General features: G+C 28.9%; 18 protein-coding genes, 1 pseudogene and 1 other annotated feature. Of the genes and pseudogenes, 17 read left to right on the top strand and 2 right to left on the bottom strand.

Features of this window, described 5'->3' with window-relative positions:
- Positions 1-65: 65 nt before the first annotated feature.
- The 6 genes from rsfS to argH all read left to right on the top strand — a co-directional run bounded on the left by rsfS (position 66) and on the right by argH (position 7,465).
- Positions 66-416 (top strand): ribosome silencing factor, encoded by a 351-nt coding sequence (rsfS, locus tag TVTCOM_RS15970; RefSeq protein WP_434799759.1) that lies wholly within the window; start codon positions 66-68, stop codon positions 414-416.
- A 36-nt stretch (positions 417-452) separates the two neighbouring features.
- Positions 453-641, top strand: a binding site (T-box leader).
- A gap of 114 nt (positions 642-755) precedes the next feature.
- Positions 756-3,176, top strand: a complete 2,421-nt coding sequence (gene leuS / locus TVTCOM_RS15965) for a leucine--tRNA ligase (RefSeq protein WP_434797254.1) — start codon at positions 756-758, stop codon at positions 3,174-3,176.
- Between the two features lie 178 nt (positions 3,177-3,354).
- Positions 3,355-3,738 carry a RidA family protein gene (locus TVTCOM_RS15960; protein ID WP_434797253.1) on the top strand — a complete coding sequence of 128 codons (384 nt, stop codon included), beginning with the start codon at positions 3,355-3,357 and terminating at the stop codon, positions 3,736-3,738.
- A 115-nt stretch (positions 3,739-3,853) separates the two neighbouring features.
- Entirely contained in the window at positions 3,854-5,119 is a 1,266-nt protein-coding gene (locus tag TVTCOM_RS15955; RefSeq protein WP_434797252.1) for a cation:proton antiporter, read from the top strand.
- 117 nt (positions 5,120-5,236) lie between these two features.
- Complete coding sequence (locus TVTCOM_RS15950; RefSeq protein WP_434797251.1) at positions 5,237-6,076, top strand: HAD family hydrolase; 840 nt, start codon at positions 5,237-5,239, stop codon at positions 6,074-6,076.
- A gap of 72 nt (positions 6,077-6,148) precedes the next feature.
- Positions 6,149-7,465, top strand: coding sequence for an argininosuccinate lyase (gene argH / locus TVTCOM_RS15945; RefSeq protein WP_434797250.1), 1,317 nt, complete (start codon positions 6,149-6,151; stop codon positions 7,463-7,465).
- Positions 7,466-7,513: 48 nt separating this feature from the next.
- On the opposite strand, the gene TVTCOM_RS15940 is transcribed toward argH, so the two are convergent.
- Positions 7,514-8,797, bottom strand: coding sequence for a D-alanyl-D-alanine carboxypeptidase family protein (locus TVTCOM_RS15940; RefSeq protein ID WP_434797249.1), 1,284 nt, complete (start codon positions 8,795-8,797; stop codon positions 7,514-7,516).
- A gap of 79 nt (positions 8,798-8,876) precedes the next feature.
- Between TVTCOM_RS15940 and TVTCOM_RS15935 the strand changes: the two genes are divergently transcribed.
- Positions 8,877-9,506, top strand: a complete 630-nt coding sequence (locus TVTCOM_RS15935; protein WP_434797248.1) for a helix-hairpin-helix domain-containing protein — start codon at positions 8,877-8,879, stop codon at positions 9,504-9,506.
- A 69-nt stretch (positions 9,507-9,575) separates the two neighbouring features.
- Here TVTCOM_RS15935 and TVTCOM_RS15930 read toward each other — a convergent pair whose 3' ends face one another.
- Entirely contained in the window at positions 9,576-10,625 is a 1,050-nt protein-coding gene (locus TVTCOM_RS15930; RefSeq protein WP_434797247.1) for an FAD:protein FMN transferase, read from the bottom strand.
- 96 nt (positions 10,626-10,721) lie between these two features.
- Here TVTCOM_RS15930 and TVTCOM_RS15925 point away from each other — a divergent pair, with 96 nt between their 5' ends.
- The 10 genes and pseudogenes from TVTCOM_RS15925 to metK all read left to right on the top strand — a co-directional run bounded on the left by TVTCOM_RS15925 (position 10,722) and on the right by metK (position 18,756).
- Positions 10,722-11,099, top strand: a complete 378-nt coding sequence (locus tag TVTCOM_RS15925; protein WP_434797246.1) for a NusG domain II-containing protein — start codon at positions 10,722-10,724, stop codon at positions 11,097-11,099.
- A 15-nt stretch (positions 11,100-11,114) separates the two neighbouring features.
- A complete protein-coding gene (locus TVTCOM_RS15920; protein WP_434797245.1) occupies positions 11,115-11,789 on the top strand; it encodes a uracil-DNA glycosylase in 675 nt (224 codons plus the stop codon).
- A gap of 68 nt (positions 11,790-11,857) precedes the next feature.
- The gene (locus TVTCOM_RS15915) at positions 11,858-12,172 is read left to right on the top strand and encodes a rhodanese-like domain-containing protein (RefSeq protein WP_434797244.1); all 315 of its coding nucleotides are present in this window, start codon (positions 11,858-11,860) and stop codon (positions 12,170-12,172) included.
- 193 nt (positions 12,173-12,365) lie between these two features.
- Positions 12,366-13,178 (top strand): 3D domain-containing protein, encoded by an 813-nt coding sequence (locus TVTCOM_RS15910; protein ID WP_434797243.1) that lies wholly within the window; start codon positions 12,366-12,368, stop codon positions 13,176-13,178.
- 42 nt (positions 13,179-13,220) lie between these two features.
- Positions 13,221-13,366: pseudogene (locus TVTCOM_RS15905) on the top strand (ISH6 family transposase); the annotation flags it as partial.
- A gap of 374 nt (positions 13,367-13,740) precedes the next feature.
- Positions 13,741-15,213 (top strand): aminotransferase class I/II-fold pyridoxal phosphate-dependent enzyme, encoded by a 1,473-nt coding sequence (locus TVTCOM_RS15900; protein ID WP_434797242.1) that lies wholly within the window; start codon positions 13,741-13,743, stop codon positions 15,211-15,213.
- Positions 15,214-15,238: 25 nt separating this feature from the next.
- Positions 15,239-15,652 (top strand): adenosylmethionine decarboxylase, encoded by a 414-nt coding sequence (speD, locus tag TVTCOM_RS15895; RefSeq protein WP_434797241.1) that lies wholly within the window; start codon positions 15,239-15,241, stop codon positions 15,650-15,652.
- 139 nt (positions 15,653-15,791) lie between these two features.
- Positions 15,792-16,643, top strand: a complete 852-nt coding sequence (gene speE, locus TVTCOM_RS15890; protein ID WP_434797240.1) for a polyamine aminopropyltransferase — start codon at positions 15,792-15,794, stop codon at positions 16,641-16,643.
- Positions 16,633-17,550: an agmatinase gene (gene speB, locus TVTCOM_RS15885; protein ID WP_434797239.1), complete on the top strand. Its 918-nt coding sequence runs from the start codon at positions 16,633-16,635 to the stop codon at positions 17,548-17,550. Before speE ends, speB begins: the two co-directional genes overlap by 11 nt.
- Before the next feature lie 12 nt (positions 17,551-17,562).
- Positions 17,563-18,756 carry a methionine adenosyltransferase gene (gene metK / locus TVTCOM_RS15880; protein WP_434797238.1) on the top strand — a complete coding sequence of 398 codons (1,194 nt, stop codon included), beginning with the start codon at positions 17,563-17,565 and terminating at the stop codon, positions 18,754-18,756.
- Positions 18,757-18,759: the final 3 nt, after the last annotated feature.

The following is an 18,759-nucleotide window of genomic DNA, read 5'->3' as shown; positions in this document are numbered from 1 at the left end:
TACAAATATTTATGATATAATAACTAGGTAGTTTTAAAATTGAAAGGAGACGGAATATGACTAACATGACTGTTGAACAAATGACAAAAATTGTTTACGATGCAATTGATGATAAATTAGGTAAAGATATATCAATAATAAATATAGGGAAAGTATCTTCTCTATGTGATTATTTTGTTATAGCAACTGCTGGTTCATCTAGACAAGTTAAAGCAATAGCAGATAACGTACAAGATGCTTTAACGGAGCACGGAATAGAACCAAGATCAAAAGAAGGATATGAAACTCAAACTTGGATATTACTTGATTATGGTGATGTAATGGTTCACGTATTTGACGAAGAAAATAGAGGATTCTATAACTTAGAAAAGCTATGGAAAGATGCTCCATATGTGGATGTTGACACTTTAGCATAAAGATGCTAATATTATAGAAAAATGAAGATTAAAATCAAATAAGTTAGAGTAGTAGAAAATTTTGTTTATTTCAGAGAGCTGATGGTGGTGTGAGTCAGCATAAACTGTTTTTGAACTTGCTAACACCAAATTATTTGGCCGTAGTTGGCATAAAAACTATCTAAGAGAGTTTACTTTTGTAAACTAATTAGGGTGGTACCGCGAAAATATATCCTCGTCCCTAAACGTAAAGTTTAGGACGGGGATTTTTTTAATATTATTAAGAAATTTTAGAATTTCTTAATTTGGATAAAATAATACTTATGGAAATTATTACAGAGAATACTTAGGAGGTAAATCATGAGCGTTTACAATTTTAAAAAGATTGAAGACAAATGGCAAAAAACATGGGCAGAAAATAATCAATATAAAACTGACACAACAGATTTTTCAAAGCCAAGTTATTATGCTTTAGAGATGTTCCCTTATCCATCAGGAAATATACATATGGGACATGTTAGAAATTACTCTATAGGTGACGTAGTTGCTAGATTTAAAAAAATGGAAGGATACAATGTACTTCATCCAATGGGATGGGATTCATTCGGTTTACCAGCTGAAAATGCGGCTATAAAACATGGAATACATCCACATAAATGGACTATGGAAAACATAGAGGACATGAAAGGTCAATTAAAATTATTAGGATTAAGCTATGACTGGGAAAGAGAAGTAGCTACTTCTACTCCAGAATATTATAGATTTACACAAGAAATATTCTTGAAATTCTTAGAAGCAGGACTTGCTTATAAGAAAAAATCTTTCGTTAACTGGTGTCCATCTTGTGAGACAGTTCTTGCTAATGAGCAAGTTGTTGGAGGACTTTGTGATAGATGCGATAGCGTAGTTGTTAAAAAAGACTTAGAACAATGGTATTTCAAAACTACTGCATTTGCTGAGGAATTATTAAATGATTTAGATACTTTAGATGGATGGCCAGAAAAAGTTAAGACAATGCAAAGAAACTGGATTGGAAAATCTAATGGTGCTGAATTAGTATTTGATATAGATGGAACTGATAAATCTATGACAGTTTACACTACTAGACCAGATACTACATATGGTGTTACTTTCATGGTTTTAGCTCCAGAAAGTGAATTAGTTCAGGAGTTAGTTGCAGGAACAGAGTATGAAGCTGATGTTAATGCTTTTATAGCGAAAATGCATACTAAAACAGAAATAGAAAGAACTGCTTCTGATGTGGAAAAAGAAGGTATGTTTATAGGAAAATACGTTATAAACCCAGTAAACAATAAGAAAATACCTCTTTGGATAGCAAACTATGTATTAGCTGACTATGGTACTGGAGCTATAATGGCAGTTCCAGCTCATGATGATAGAGATAGAGATTTTGCTGAGAAATTTAATTTAGATATAATACCTGTTATAGATGAAGATAATAAAATGATAAACTCAGAAGAATTCAATGGAATGGATGCTCCTGATGCATTTGAAGGTATAGTTGAAAAACTTGCGAAAGATAACAGAGGTAAGAAAACTACTAACTACAGACTTAGAGACTGGTTATTATCTAGACAAAGATACTGGGGATGTCCAATACCAGTTGTTTACTGTGATGACTGTGGAATAGTACCAGTAGATAAAAAAGATTTACCAGTATTACTTCCTACAGATGTTGAATTCACAGGAAAAGGAGAATCTCCACTTACTACTTCTCAAGCATTTAAAACTACTCCTTGTCCACATTGTGGAAAAGAAGCAAGAAGAGAAGTTGATACTATGGATACATTTGTTGATTCATCTTGGTACTTCTTAAGATATATAGATCCTAAAAATACTGAGGAGCCATTTAGTAAAGAATTAGTAAATAAATGGATGCCAGTAGACCAATATATAGGTGGTGTAGAGCATGCTATAATGCACTTACTTTACGCTAGATTCTTTGTTAAAGCATTCAAATCAATGGGAATGTTAGACTTTGATGAGCCATTCAAAAACCTATTAACTCAAGGTATGGTTTTAATGGATGGAAGTAAAATGAGTAAATCTAAAGGTAATACTGTATCACCTATAGAAATAATAAACAAATATGGAGCAGATACTGCTAGATTATTCGTATTATTTGCAGCTCCACCAGAGAGAGATTTAGATTGGTCAGAACAAGGTGTTGAAGGATGCTTCAGATTTATAAACAGAGTGTATAGATTAGTTGATGAATTAACAGAAGTAACTAAATCAAGTGCAGAAATTAAAACTGTGACTAAAGAAGATAAAGCTATGAGACTTGTTATACACTCAACACTTAACAAGGTTACTTCTGACTTAAGTGAAAAGTTCGGATTTAATACTGCAATAGCAGCATTAATGGAATTAATAAATGAAATGTATAAATACAAAGAATTAGATACTAGAAATGATGGAATAATTAGAGAAGGTATAGAAACAATAGTAACTATACTTGCACCATTTACACCTCATGTTGGAGAAGAGCTATGGACTATGATAGGTAAAGAAGGTAGTGTATTTGATATAAGCTGGCCTAAATACGACGAAAAAGCTTTAGTTCAAGACGAAGTAGAAGTAATAGTTCAAGTTAATGGTAAATTAAGAGATAAAATATCTATGGATGCTAATATAGCTAGAGAAGATATGGAAAAAGTAGTTTTAGAAAGTGAAAAAGTTAAAGCCGCAATAGAAGGAAAAAATGTAGTAAAAGTTATTGCTGTTCCTAAAAAGTTAGTAAATATAGTTGTTAAATAGGATTTGCTTTAAATATATAAAGTGATAATGAAAAATAGGACTAAAAATAAATATTTAGTCCTATTTTTGTTTATTAAATAAAAACAATCATAAAAACCGTATGTACAATTCTTTTTATGAGTAGTATAATAGAGAGGAAAATGTTTTTAATCAATATATTTTTTAGGAGGTAAAAAACATGAAACATCAAGTTATACATACTAATAATGCACCAGCTGCAATAGGACCATATTCTCAAGCAGTTAAAGCTGGAAACTTATTATTTATATCAGGACAAGTTCCTTTTGTTCCAGAAACAATGGAAATAGTTGAAGGTGATGTAAAAGCACAAACTGCACAATCATTAAAAAATCTTCAAGCTATATTAAAAGAAGCAGGAGCTGATTTCTCACATGTAGTTAAGACTACAGTATTCATAAAAGATATGAATGAGTTCGCTCAAATAAACGAAGTTTATGCTGAATATTTCGGAGAAAATAAACCAGCTAGAGCTTGTGTTGAAGTTGCTAGATTACCAAAAGACGTTAAAGTTGAAATAGAATTAATAGCAGTAGTTGAATAGTAAAATTTATAACATAAATTTAACATAAATGACCATCACAGATGGTCATTTTTTATTTATAATTAATATTATATAAATGTCGAACTATCAACACAAATAAAAAGGAGATGGGTTTATGGAAACATCCATTCATGCTATTGCATGCAATAAACTGTTGATTCTATTTGCAACAATAGCAATTACAGGAATTATATGTAGTAAAGGAAGTGAATTAATAAATATACCGGATGTAGTACTATTTTTAATAGTGGGTATTTTTTTAGGACCATCAGTTCTGAAAATTATTGACATTACTCAGTTTCAACTGGAAAATCAATTAATATTAACATTTGGATCAGCATTTATTTTATATTTGGGAGGGAAAGAAGTTAGTCTGAAAGTCCTGAAAAATGTAAAAATTAGCGTATTTCTTTTATCGACACTGGGTGTTGTTATAACATCATTTTTAATGGCAAAAATTATAGGGTTGAATTTTCAAATTAGCTTTATGACATGCCTTTTAGCAGGCTCAATAGTAGCATCTACAGACCCAGCAACAATTGTACCAATATTCAATCAGGTAAAAATAGACCAAAAAGTAAAGCAAACAGTGATTAGTGAATCTGCATTAAATGATGCTACTGGAGCTATATTAACAGTGGCAGTATTAGCTATAATTATGGGGGGGCATTTTTCTGTTGAGGAAAATATATATAATCTTTGTATTATGATTATTGTGGGAATAATAGTAGGTCTAATAACAGGACTAGTTTTATTATTCTTAGTTAATGATAGTCCACAGGGTATATTTAAAGATTATACTCCTATAATATCCATATTATCTGTAATAATAGCATATGAACTTTCTACTTATTTAGGCGGTAGTGGATATATGTCATGTTTCATAGTTGGCTTGGTAACAGGAAATAAACAGAACTTTAAATTGTGGCTTAGTCAGAAACACTATGACGCAGATTGTAGTGTGGCCGAAACTCTAGGTACAATTTGTAGAATGTGTATATTTATAATATTAGGTAGTCAAGTTCAACTAGATGTATTATTTAAGTATTTTGTACCTTCATTAATATCTGTTTTAGGTTTAATATTTATAGTAAGACCTTTATGTATACTAGCATGTACTTTAGTGGATAGAGGAGCAAAATGGAATAAAAATCAATTGATATTTATGATGTGGGTAAGGGAAACAGGAGTTATACCAGCTGCTCTATGTGGTATAATTACTTCTATGAAGGTGCCTGGAAGTGAAATAATATCATCTATAGTATTTATGACCATATTAATTACACTTATACTGCAAGGAAGTACAACAAAACTGGTAGCTAAAAAGCTTGATTTACTAGAAATGGAAGTAGAAGAAAGCGAAGAGGCAACAATAAATTAAAATAAAAAATATAGTATAAATTATTTTGTATTTATGCTATATTTTTTTGATTTTAAGGGTATTTATTTATATGATAAAATATAAAGTGACTAAATAATAAAAAGAGGTAGAGTGAGTATGAAAAATTATAAATTAATAGTAACAGATATGGATGGAACTGTTTTAGGTGAAGATCATAAAATTACAGAGGAAAATAAGATTGCATTAAAAGAAGCAGAAAAAAAAGGTATTAAAGTAGTCTTTGCTACAGGGAGATTTCATGATTCAGCTAAAGAACATGTGAATTTTTTAGATAATATAATGCCAATAATATCTTCTAATGGATCTATAATTAAACATCCAATAACAAATGAAGTTTTATATTCTAATTTTATAGATAAAGGTATATGTTTAAAAATAATGGATATTATAGATGAATATAATCTTAGATATCAAGTTTATACAGATAAAAAAATACTTCAAAAATATGAAACTGAAGAAGAAAAGAGATTTATGAAAGAATTTATTGAAAAAAATTTCTCTGATAAGGCTGAAATTGTATTTAAAAAAGATTTAAGAGAAGATGTTAAAAATAGCAATGTGTTAAAGTTTAATGTTATGGAAATAAAAAAACAAGACATACTAGATAAAGTTAGAGCTGATTTACAATTTGTGAACAATATAGAAATTACATCTTCTTGGAAAGGTAACCTAGAAATGATGAGTGAAGGAAGTCATAAAGGAAATGCTGTAGAGTACCTATCTAATTTGTTAGAAATAGATAGAGAACAAATTATAGCTTTTGGAGATAACTACAATGATTTATCTATGATTGAATTTGCAGGTACTGGTGTGGCAATGGGAAATGCAGAAGAAGATGTAAAAAATATTGCTAATCATATAACAGATAAAAATGGAAACAGTGGAGTAGCAAAGGCTATTAATAATTTAATTTTACAAAAAGTTATTAGTATTTAGTTAATACTTATGATATTATTATAAGAAATGTAAATTAATAGGACAGTTTATGTACTAAAGGAGGAAAAATAGATGAAGCTTTGGGGAGGTCGTTTTAGAAGTGAAGAAAACAAGTTAATGGAGGAGTTTAATAAGTCCTTTGGTTTTGATTCGCTTTTATATAAAAAAGATATTGAGGGAAGTTTAGCTCATGTTTATATGCAAGTAAAAGTTAATTTGTTAAGTGAAGAAGAAGGAAAAATAATAATAGAAGGTTTAAAATCTATAGAGAAAGACATAGAAGAAGGTAAGTTATCACTTAGTGGGAATTACGAAGATATTCATAGTTTTGTAGAAATCAATTTAATAGAACGAGTTGGAGACGTTGGCAAAAAACTTCATACTGGAAGAAGTAGAAATGATCAGGTGGCTATAGATATGAGATTATTTGCAAAGGAAAAATGTAAAGAAATTATTTCTCATGTAGAAAAATTAAAAAATACGCTTAAAGAAGTAGCAGATAATAATCCAGTTATTATGCCTGGATATACTCATTTACAAAGAGCTCAAGTAGTTACTTTTAAACATCACCTTATGGCTTACTACAGTATGTTAGACAGAGATAGTAAAAGACTAAATAACGCTTTGGAAATTTTAGACGAATCACCTTTAGGGTGTGGAGCTTTGGCAGGAACTACTCATAATATTGATAGAAATATTACTTGTGAAATACTAGGTTTTAAAAAACCTGTAGATAACTTTATGGATGGAGTAAGTGATAGGGATTATTTATTGGAGCTTATGAGTGATTTTTCTATAATAATGATGCATTTAAGTAGACTTAGTGAAGAACTTATACTTTGGAGTTCTCAAGAATTTAAATTTATTGAGTTAGATGATTTATATTCAACAGGTAGCTCTATAATGCCACAAAAGAAAAATCCTGACGGAGCGGAATTAATAAGAGGAAAAACAGGAAGAGTATATGGTAATTTAATTTCTCTATTAACAGTTATGAAGGGATTGCCACTAGCTTATAATAAAGATATGCAGGAAGATAAAGAAGGCTTTTTTGATAGTGTGATTACTATTTCCATGTGTCTTCAAATAATGGAGAGAATGATAGCTACATTAAAAATTAGAGAAGATAATATGAAAAAAGCTGTCAAAAGTGGATTTTTAAATGCTACGGAGGTGGCAGATTATTTAGTAAATAAAAATGTGCCTTTTAGAGATGCTCATGGTATTGTGGGAAGAATTGTAATTTATTGTGAAGATAATAATAAATCTATAGAAGATTTGTCTTTAGATGAACTACAGAGTTTTTCTCAAGTTTTTGATAAAGATATATATGATTTTATTGATTACGAGAATATATTAGATAAAGGTATAAAGAAAAATCTGAAATAATAAAAAATAAGATGGATTATCCATCTTATTTTTTATTTTGTCTTAAAGTTATTTGATTTTTTTTCTTCTAGCTTTTCTTTTCTTTATGATTCTAGACATTATAAATATAATAAATAAAGAAATTGAAGCTAAAGCAAGTCTAACTGGATATTTTACAGTAGTATTTTCTGTAATAAATCCAAAAACACTATTTAAATCATTTTTTGCTACTAAATTTATAGTCTTTTCTAAAGTTTTGCCGTTGTATACGTCAAGAGTACCTACTGTATCACCTTTTTTAATAGGCAAGTCATAATCTAAATTGACTTCGGCATTATAATTTTCAGACGCTTTACTTCCCTTTTCTAAAACAATTTTATAGTTGAATTCAGGTTCGTAAAGTAATTCCTTTTCTTTGGTAAATATAATTCTTTTGCTCTTAGTATAATCAGCCTTGTTAATTATTGTTTGAGTGTAGTAATTATCAAAGGCATAATCTATAAGAGTTCTAGAATCTACATATACATCTGTACCAGTATCTTTAAAGACTGCTGATATGACTCTCATATCATTTTTTACGGCGCTTGATAATAAGCATCTTCCTGCGTCATCAGTATAACCTGTTTTTATTCCATCTACTATATCGTATTTTATATCTACAAACTTTCTTTTATATTCAATTTTTTCAGTTGAAGTTAAAAACTTATTTGTATTAAAGAAAGTTCTCGTTATAAAACGTCTACTAGTAGGGGTATCGCGCTTTTCAAAGGTTAGTGATTTTGTGCTAACTATTTCCCTAATAAGGTCATTACTCATAGCTTCTCTTGCGATTAAAGCCATATCGTAAGCAGTTGTATAATGTTCTTTGTCAGGTAATCCGTGTGGATTATTAAAATGAGTATTTTTTGCCCCTATAGCTTTTGCTTCTTTGTTCATTAAGTCTGCAAAAGCTTCCTTAGATCCAGATACATATTCAGCTAATACTTCTGCCACATCATTTGAAGAATGTACTAGCAATCCCTGTAATAATTCTCTAACAGTGAATATTTCCCCTTTTTGTAAATACATACTTGAACCATCCACATTAGGATCTTTGCTAATCTCAACAGAATCATCCAAATTTTTTACATTTTTTATAACTAAATAAGCAGTCCATATCTTTGTTGTTGATGCTGGATATATTTTTTTATTTCCGTTCTTTTCATAAAGCACCATACCTGTTTCGTAGTCTAATACTACTGAGTAAGGTGAAGAAATAGATACATCTTTGCTATCAGCAAATACAGAAATTGGACCTGAAAAAGTTGTTATAGAAAGAAGAAATACTAGCAAAAAAGATAAAAACTTTTTCATATGTAACCTCCCAATTTTAGTCTCGTCTTTTAGTATATCATATTTTTGTTAATAATTAAATTAAGGAGGGATAAAAATAGTGAATAATAAGAAAATAATTGCTTTTATATTGATGTTGTTAATATGTCCAATTGGATTGGTTATTAAGGATAAGTTTCAATCAAAAGAAGATATATACGTTTTAACAGAGGAGAAAGAGCCAGCTCAAGAAACTATACAAGAAAAAGAAATAAAAAAAGAAGAAAATGTTACTAATAAAAAAATAACTGTATACATTAGTGGTGAAGTAAGTAAACCAGGAATAGTAACTTTGAATGAGGGAGACAGACTTGCAACAGCTGTAGAAAATGTCGGAGGAACGACTAAAAAGGCTGATTTAAACGGTGTAAATATGGCTATTAAAGTACAAGATGAAATGCATTATATAATTCCTAAAACAGGAGACGTAGTTAAAGAAAATACTTCTCAGGTTGCAAAGAATAATAATACTAATCAGAATGAATCGGCTAAAACGTCTCAAATAAATATAAATATTGCCACAATAGAAGAACTTGATACCTTGCCAGGTGTGGGAGAGGCTACAGCTAATAAAATAATCAACTATAGAAGTGAGAATGGTGAGTTTAAATCCATTGAAGAGATTAAGAGTGTAAATGGTATAGGAGATAAAAAATTCGAAGAAATAAAAGACTTAATATGCGTAGAATGAGAATATTTTACTAAATAAAAAATTCTTCCTAGGAATCTTAAATCTAGGAAGAATTTTTTATAAAAAGTATTATTTATTAACAATAGTAAAGCTATTATCAGTTAAGTTGAATTTATTTTTCAAATTGCTACTTAAGTATATTTTTTTATCATTTGTAATAAAAATAGCATCAACTCCATCTAAACTTTCTACCAATTTTAAACCATCTTTAACACCTAAGCCAAATGTTGTGGTAGATAATGCATCGCAAATAATTGATTTATCAGAAACAATAGTAACGCTACTTAAATTATTATAAAAAGGATATCCTGTATGAGGATCTAGCATATGATGATAAATTTTATTATTTTTTTTAAAATATCTTTCATAAATTCCAGAAGTAACAACAGATTTATTTGAAACTTTAATATTTCCTATGGAATTACCACGAGGTTTAGTTGGGTCTTGGACTCCTATGGAAAAAGGCTGATTATTTTCTTTATTGCCAAGAACATATATATTACCACCTAAGTTAATTAAAGCACTCTCTAATTTTTCTTCTTTTAAGTATTCATATATTTTATCTGCGGCATAACCCTTAGCAATACCGCCCAAATCTATTTTCATATTTTTCTTTGCTAATTTTACGGATTTATTATTATCATCCAAGAGTATGTCATTGTAATTAACTAAAGCTAGATTATTTTTAATTTCTTTTTCGCTAGGTATTTTCGCATTTTCTGTACCTATTCCCCATAAATTAATAATAGGACCTACACTAATATCAAATGTATCGTTAGACAAACTAGAAAAATTTATAGATTCTTTTATAACGTAATAAGTGTCTTCGGATACTTTAACATAATGTTTTCCAGCATTGTCATTTATTTTAGATATTTCGCTGGAAGTTATTTGACGACTCATCTTATTGTCTATATCTCTTAATATTGCTTCGCATTTTTTTAGTATCCTATCCCCGTCTTTTTTTGTAATATCATATAAAGTTATTTCATTTATAGTTCCTAAATTATAGTAGGTATTTGAATACTTATCTTCTTTTTTATTTTTAATTATCATAAAAAGGGAAAATACTATAACTACAACTAAAATTAAAATTGATGGGAGTTTTTTCTTATTCATAATGATTCCTCCAATTTTTTATGTTATATTTAATTTAATATTTATAATTATATCATAAATATCTGCAAATAATATTTATGATTAGGAGGTAGAAGGTTGAAAAGAAAAGACTTTATATTAATAATTATGGTTTTAATAGTTATAGCCTCTACTTTTGGCATTAACTATTTTGTAAATACTAAAAGTGGAGACAATATAGAGATATATGTGGACAATAAGTTATATAAAACTTATAGTATTGATGATGAAGAGGAAATCAAAATAAAAAGTGAAGAAGGATATAATATAATTAAAATTCATGATCATGGAGTTGAAATCTCAGAGGCATCTTGTCCAGATAAAGTATGTGTCCATACTGGTTTTATTACTAAACCAAGTGAAAGTATAGTATGTCTACCAAATAAGGTTCATATAAAAATAACAACACAGAACAAAAATAATGGCAAAAATGAAGAAGATGTTATATCGAATTAAGAATTGGAGGATAAAATGGTTAACTTAGGAAATGATTGGGACAATTTTTTAAAAGAAGAGTTTAAAAAAGATTACTACATAAAATTGAGAGAGTTTTTGATTGAAGAATATAAAAATAATATTATATATCCCAATATGTACAACATATTCGAAGCATTAAAGCATACATCTTATAAGGATACAAAGGTATTAATTTTAGGACAAGATCCATATCATGGAGAAAATCAGGCTCATGGATTGGCCTTTTCTGTACAACCAGGAGTTAGGACTCCACCATCTTTGTTAAATATGTACAAGGAATTGAAGGATGATTTGGGATGTTTTATACCTAACAATGGTTATTTAATTCCCTGGTCAGATCAAGGAGTTTTATTATTAAATACAGCTCTTACAGTTAGGGCTGGAGAGGCGAATTCTCATCAAAATAAAGGCTGGGAAATATTTACTGACGAAATAATAAAAAAATTAAATGAAAGAGAAGAACCTGTAATTTTTGTATTATGGGGAGGAAATGCTAGAAAGAAAAAAGTTTTTATCGACGGTAATAGACACTATATTCTAGAAGCTCCTCATCCAAGTCCACTATCTGCCCATAGAGGATTCTTTGGTTGTAAACATTTTTCTAAAATAAATGACATACTTATAAGGTTAGGCAGGGATCCTATCGATTGGCAAATACCAAATATATAAAATAATATGTTTTTTTGTAACACCTTATCTCAAAAAGTAATATCTTATATGGAGGTAAGGTGTTAATTATGAATGTTAATATATTAAATAGTAGAAAAATTAGTGAAATGGTAAAAAATAATGAGTTTAAATTAATAATTGATTTAAGAGAAGAAGAACTTTATTTAGCAGGACATTTACCAGAGGCAGTTAATATTCCTACAGGTGAAATAAACGACAACCTAGAACACATTAGAAGTATTACAAATGAAGGAATATTGCTATATTGTGCTAATGGAAATCAAAGCGTAACAGTAGGTAAAGTTCTTTTACTAGATGGGTTTAATAATATATATAGTCTTGCTAATGGAATAAAAAATTACAAATATGAATTATATAAATAATTTTAAATAAAAGGTAACAATTTTGTTAATTGTTGAACTTTGATGAAAGAGTGTTTAAATAGTTGAAAAAGCTAGATAAGCACTCTTTGTGTTTTTTGTCAAGTTGACAAGTGATGAAAAAAAGTTTACAATTTAGTTACAAAATAACTTTGGAAAATAATTTAAAGTTAAATAAAACTTAGGAGGAGATAGTTTGAGTTATCTAAATAGAAAAGTAAAATCTATTATGTTATCGGGACTATTATCTATGGGGATTGTAACAGCAAATTATGTTGCCTTTAATAAAGAGGTTGTTTTAATAGTTTATGGACAAGAAATTGAAGTGAATTCATTTCAACCAGATGTACAAGGTGTACTAGAAGAAAATGAAATAAATTATGATGAAAACCATATAATTAGTGAAGATTTAGATGCTTCTTTAAAGAATGGAATGAAAATAGAAGTTAAACAGGTTGAAAAAAAGACTATTACTGAAACAGAAGACATACCTTATGATACAGTTATAAAAAAAGATAATTCTTTATTAAAAGGTAAAATAGAGGTATCGCAAAAAGGGAAAAAAGGTACAAAAGAGCTTATATACGATGCTATATACCAAAATGGTAAATTAGTAAGTAAAACATTAGTAGAAGAAAATACAATAGAAAAAGCTAAGGATAAAATAATTAAAAAGGGAATAAAAGAAAAGAAAAAGGTTAAAAGTACTAGTGAAAAGACAAATAGTACAAAAAGTAGTTTAGGGAAGAAGATGGCAGTGTCGGCAACAGCTTATAGTGGAGACACTATAACAGCTACAGGTACAGTTCCTAAATGGGGAACTATAGCAGTAGATCCCACTGTTATACCATATGGAACAAAGGTATATATACCTCAATTTGATAAGTATTTTATAGCTGAAGACTGTGGTGGAGGAATCAAAGGTAATAAAATCGATATATTTATGAATAGTGAATCTCAGTGCAATAACTGGGGTAAAAGAACAATAGATATATATATTGTTCAATAGATAAAAACCTTAAGGTGGACAATCATCTTAAGGTTTTTTTAGATACTAGGTTTGGTTAATATACTTAATACAAAAGATTATTATAAGGTTTTGAGTGAATATTTTCATTATATATAATAAATGTTTGAAAGTTTAAAATTTGATGATATAGTAACTTTTTAAAAAAAAATGTAATGTCTGGTTTATTTTATATTTTTTATGTTAAAAATTTTTAAATTAGTAGTTTATATAAGTTTAGTAATAGTATATTTTATGATTAAAAATATTAAATAATATATTTCTGAATATGTGGGAAAAATTGAATAATTAAAAGGTTTTTAATGTGGCATGCAAAGTAGGGATGTTTACTTATACTAAATTTTAAATAAAATAATATAAACATACTTATAGAGCGTCTACATGCTTATTGAAAAATAGAGGGTTTATAAAATGAAAAAAGTTCTTGCAATTTTATAAAAATCTTTATATAATTTGATTCGTAAGTTTAATAAAACTAAATTAGAAAGTTAGAAATAATAATCAATTGATTAATGAAATTTGTTTTGGAAGGAGGGATGGAAATATGATTATTGAGAAATATAGTGTCACATTAAGTGAAGAAAAGATACCTTTGTTACAGGGGTTAAAAGATTATTCAAATAGAAATATAGCATGTTTTGACGTCCCAGGTCATGTGAAAAATAAGGGAGTCGAAGTATTAAATGATTTTTTAGGAGATAGTGTTATGAATATGGATATAAATTCATCTCCTTATATGGATAATGTATCTAAGCCAAATGGCATTATAAAAGAAGCACAGGATTTATTAGCACAAGCTTATGAGTGTGATAAAGCTTTTTTTGTAACAAATGGAACAACTCAGGCTATTCAAACTATGATTTTAAGTGTAATCAATCCAAATGATAAAGTACTTCTACCAAGGAATATACACAAATCAGTTATTAATGCATTGATACTTAGTGGAGGAGAACCTGTATATATTCAACCAGAATTTGATGAAGAGTTAGGTATAAGTCTAAATGTAAGTTATCTAAGTGTTAAAAACGAATTAGAAAGAAATAGTGATATAAAAGCCATATTTTTATTAAATCCAACATACTATGGAGCTTGTTGTGACTTAGAAAAAATAATCAACCTATGTAAAAAACATTCAGTCTTAGTATTAGTAGATGAAGCTCATGGAGCGCATTTTCCATTTCATGATGATTTGCCTCCTTCAGCAATGAGTTTACAAGCAGATATGGCAGCAGTTAGTATGCATAAAGCAGGAGGAGCTTTGACTCAGGCATCTGCACTACTAATGAATGAAGAAAATATAGATGCAGAAAAGGTTAGTCGAACTTTAAATATGTTGCAATCTACATCAGCTTCTTACTTACTAATGTCAAGTATAGATGGGGCTAGATATAATTTGGTTAACAATGGAATGGCGCAATTATCTAAAGCTTTAAATATTTCTAGATATGCTAAACATAAACTTAATAAAATACCAGGAATAAAAGTCATTGGTCATGATAATTTTAAGAGAGAGGGATTAAACTTCCTTGATGAAACCAAATTATGTATCAATGTTAGAGGTTTAAATATAACAGGATTTAAAGTGTATGATATTATGTATCAAAATTTTGATATACAGTTAGAATTGGGAGATTTGTATAATGTTCTGGCACTTGTATCTATAGGGACTACTAAAGATGATGTGGATAGACTTATAAATGCGTTAGAAATAATCTCTAAAAAATATAATAATGAAAGTTCTAAAAGATATTCTTCTATGAAGCAAATAAATCCTGTTGTAAAAATGAATCCGAGAGATGCACACTACAGTGAAAAAGAAAGTGTAGATATTGAAAAATCAATAGATAGAATATGTGGAGAGAATATTATGGCATATCCACCAGGTATACCTATAATATCGCCAGGTGAAATAATAACTAGAGAAATTCTAGATTATATAAAAATTCTTAAAACTAGTAATGCACATTTAACAGATATGTGCGATAAAGAATTAAATACAATTTTAGTGATAAAATAAATATGAAATAAAGGAAGTGAATAATATGAAATTTGAAACATTAGGTCGTCACATATTAGTGGAATATTATAATTGTAATGAAGAGATTTTAGCGAATCCAAAACTTATAGAAGAGTTTATGAATAAATCGGCATTAAATGCAAAAGCAACAATAGTTGATTCTGTTTTCCATCATTTTAATCCATGGGGTGTATCAGGTGCAGTAATAATAGCTGAATCACACTTGACAATACACACATGGCCAGAGTATGGGTATGCAGCAGCAGATTTCTTTACATGTGGAGATATAGACCCATGGAAAAGCTTTGAATTATTAGAAGAATTATTAGAAGCTGAAAGAAGTGAATCTACAGAAATACCAAGAGGATTAACAAGTAAAATACAAAAATTTGCAAAAAAAGATTTAGGTAAAATTATTCATAAACCGGAAGAAATATAACAAATAAACACTTAAATCAAAATGAAAATATAAAATCCGAATATATATTGACATAAAAATAAAAAAATACAAACACATAAGTATACAAGTAAAAAATTATAAAAATAATATATATAAAATAAAAAGGAGGATAAATAAGATGGAATTTTGGTATACAGAAGAGTGGACTGATAATGTGCGTTTTTCTATAAAAATTGATAAACAACTTTTTAGTGGTCAGTCAGACTTTCAAAGGGTAGATGTTTTTGAAAGTAAAGAGTTTGGAAAATTCTTGACGCTAGATGGACTAATGATGGTGACTTACAAGGATGAATTTATTTATCATGATATGATAGTTCATACTCCTATGGCAACTAATATGAATATAAAAAATGTATTAGTTATAGGTGGTGGAGATGGAGGTACAGTAAGAGAACTTACTAGATATCCTCAAATTGAAAATATAGATATGGTTGAAATAGATAAAATGGTTGTAGATGCATCAAGAGAGTTTATAGATATTTGTGCATGTAAATTAGATGATGAAAGAGTTAATTTATATTATGAAGATGGGGTTGCTTTTGTAAAAAATGCAAAAGATAAAACTTATGATTTAATAATAGTAGATTCAACTGATCCAATAGGACCTGGAGAAGGATTATTTTCTATTGATTTTTATAATGATTGTTACAGAGTATTATCTGACGAAGGTATTCTTGTAAATCAAAATGAAAGTCCATACTTTGATTTTAATGCAAAAGAAATGAAAAGAGCTTATGACAAAATAAATAATTTATTCCCAATAGCTAAGGTTTATCAAGCACATATTCCAACATATCCATCGGGACATTGGTTATTTGGATTTGCATCAAAAAAATATGATCCAATAAAAGATCAAAATAGATCAAAGTGGGAAGCTTTAAATCTAAAAACTAAATACTACAATAGTGATATTCATGTGGGAGCATTTATGTTACCTCAATATGTAAAGGACATGTTAAATGAAAAGTAATAGATTTTATAATATGGGAAAATTTATGGAAATGGAATGTGACTATGAGGAGTCAGATGTAGTAGTATTTGGTGCTGGATTTGATGGTACTACTTCAAATAGGCCTGGAACTAGATTTGCAAGTAGTGCAATGAGAAATGAATTCTATGGTCTTGAAACATATAGTCCATTATTAGAGCTAGATTTACAAGACTTTAATATATGCGACATAGGGGATTTAGAATTAAGTATGGGAGACACTGATAAAGTGTTAAATGAAATTTATGAAGAAACTAAAGAAATACTTAATGATGATAGATTTCCATTTATGATAGGAGGAGAGCATTTAGTTACTCTTCCTGCATTTAAAGCAGTTCATGAAAAATATAATGATATATATGTGCTTCATTTTGATGCTCATACGGATTTGCGAGAAGAATACAATAATAATAAAAATTCTCATGCAACAGTAATAAAAAGAGTTTGGGATATTATAGGTGATGGTAGAATATTTCAATTTGGAATAAGATCAGGAACTAAAGAAGAGTTTGATTTTGCATTGAAAGAAAAGCATACTTATATGGAAACTCATACAATAGATACCTTTTGGAAGATAGTATCTACATTAGGTGGTAAAAATGTTTACTTAACAATAGATTTAGATGTATTAGATCCGTCTATATTCCCTGGAACAGGGACACCAGAACCAGGTGGAATAACATATCGAAAATTTGAACAAATATTTAAAATACTAAAAAATTCTAATATAAACTTAGTAGGTTGTGACATAGTAGAACTTAGTCCGGATTATGATAGAAGTAATGTATCTACTGTTGTAGCGTGTAAGATATTAAGAGAATTATCATTAGTTGCAGCAGACAACCTAATGAAAAATCGTGAAAAAATAGAAAAAGATAAGTTAATATAAGGAGATAAAAAAATGACAAGACATTTATTTACATCAGAATCAGTTACAGAAGGGCATCCAGATAAAATATGTGACCAAATATCAGATGCTATCTTAGATGAATTATTAAAGCAAGACCCACTATCAAGAGTTGCTTGTGAAACTACTGTTACAACAGGTCTTGTATTAGTAGCAGGAGAAATCAGCACAAATGCATATGTTGACATACCTAAAGTTGTAAGAGAGACAATAAGAGAAATAGGATACAACAGAGCAAAATATGGATTTGACTGTGATACTTGTGGTGTATTAACTGCTATAGATGAACAATCATCAGATATAGCTATGGGAGTAGATGAATCTCTAGAAAATAAGATAGGCGAAGAGAGTGAAGATGAGATTGAAGCTATAGGAGCAGGTGACCAAGGTATAATGTTTGGTTTTGCATGTAATGAAACAGAGGAATTAATGCCATTACCTATATCTTTAGCTCATAAACTATCAAGAAAATTAACAGAAGTTAGAAAAAATGGAACTTTAGACTTCTTAAGACCTGATGGAAAAACTCAAGTAACTGTAGAATATGAAGGAAATACTCCTGTTAGAGTGCATACAATACTTATATCTACTCAACACAGTGAAGAAGTTGAAAATGAAGTTATTAGAGAAGGTTTAATTGAAAAAGTAATAAAGGAAGTTATACCAGCTAATTTATTAGATGAAGAAACTAAGATATATATAAATCCAACTGGAAGATTTGTTATAGGTGGACCACAAGGAGATACAGGTCTTACAGGAAGAAAAATAATAATAGATACTTATGGTGGATATTCAAGACATGGTGGAGGAGCATTCTCTGGAAAAGATGCAACTAAAGTTGATAGATCAGCTGCTTATGCTGCAAGATATGTTGCGAAAAATATAGTTGCAGCAGGATTAGCAGATAAGTGTGAAATAGAATTAGCTTATGCAATCGGTGTTGCTAGACCATTATCAATATTTGTAGATACTTTTGGAACTGGAAAAGTTAGCAATGAGATCTTAGTTGAGCTTATAAATAAACATTTTGATTTAAGACCAGGTGCAATAATTAGAGACTTAGAATTAAGAAAACCTATATTTAAAAGCACAGCGGCATATGGACATTTTGGAAGAAATGATTTAAATGTTGCATGGGAGAGAACGGACAAGGCAGAAGTACTTAGATTAGAAGCTTTAAATAAATAATTA

The sequence above is a fragment of the Terrisporobacter vanillatitrophus genome, from assembly GCF_051148895.1.
Lineage (GTDB): Bacteria > Bacillota > Clostridia > Peptostreptococcales > Peptostreptococcaceae > Terrisporobacter > Terrisporobacter vanillatitrophus.
The sequence above is the reverse complement of the archived record's forward strand: the minus strand, read 5'-3'. Positions and strand labels throughout refer to the sequence as shown.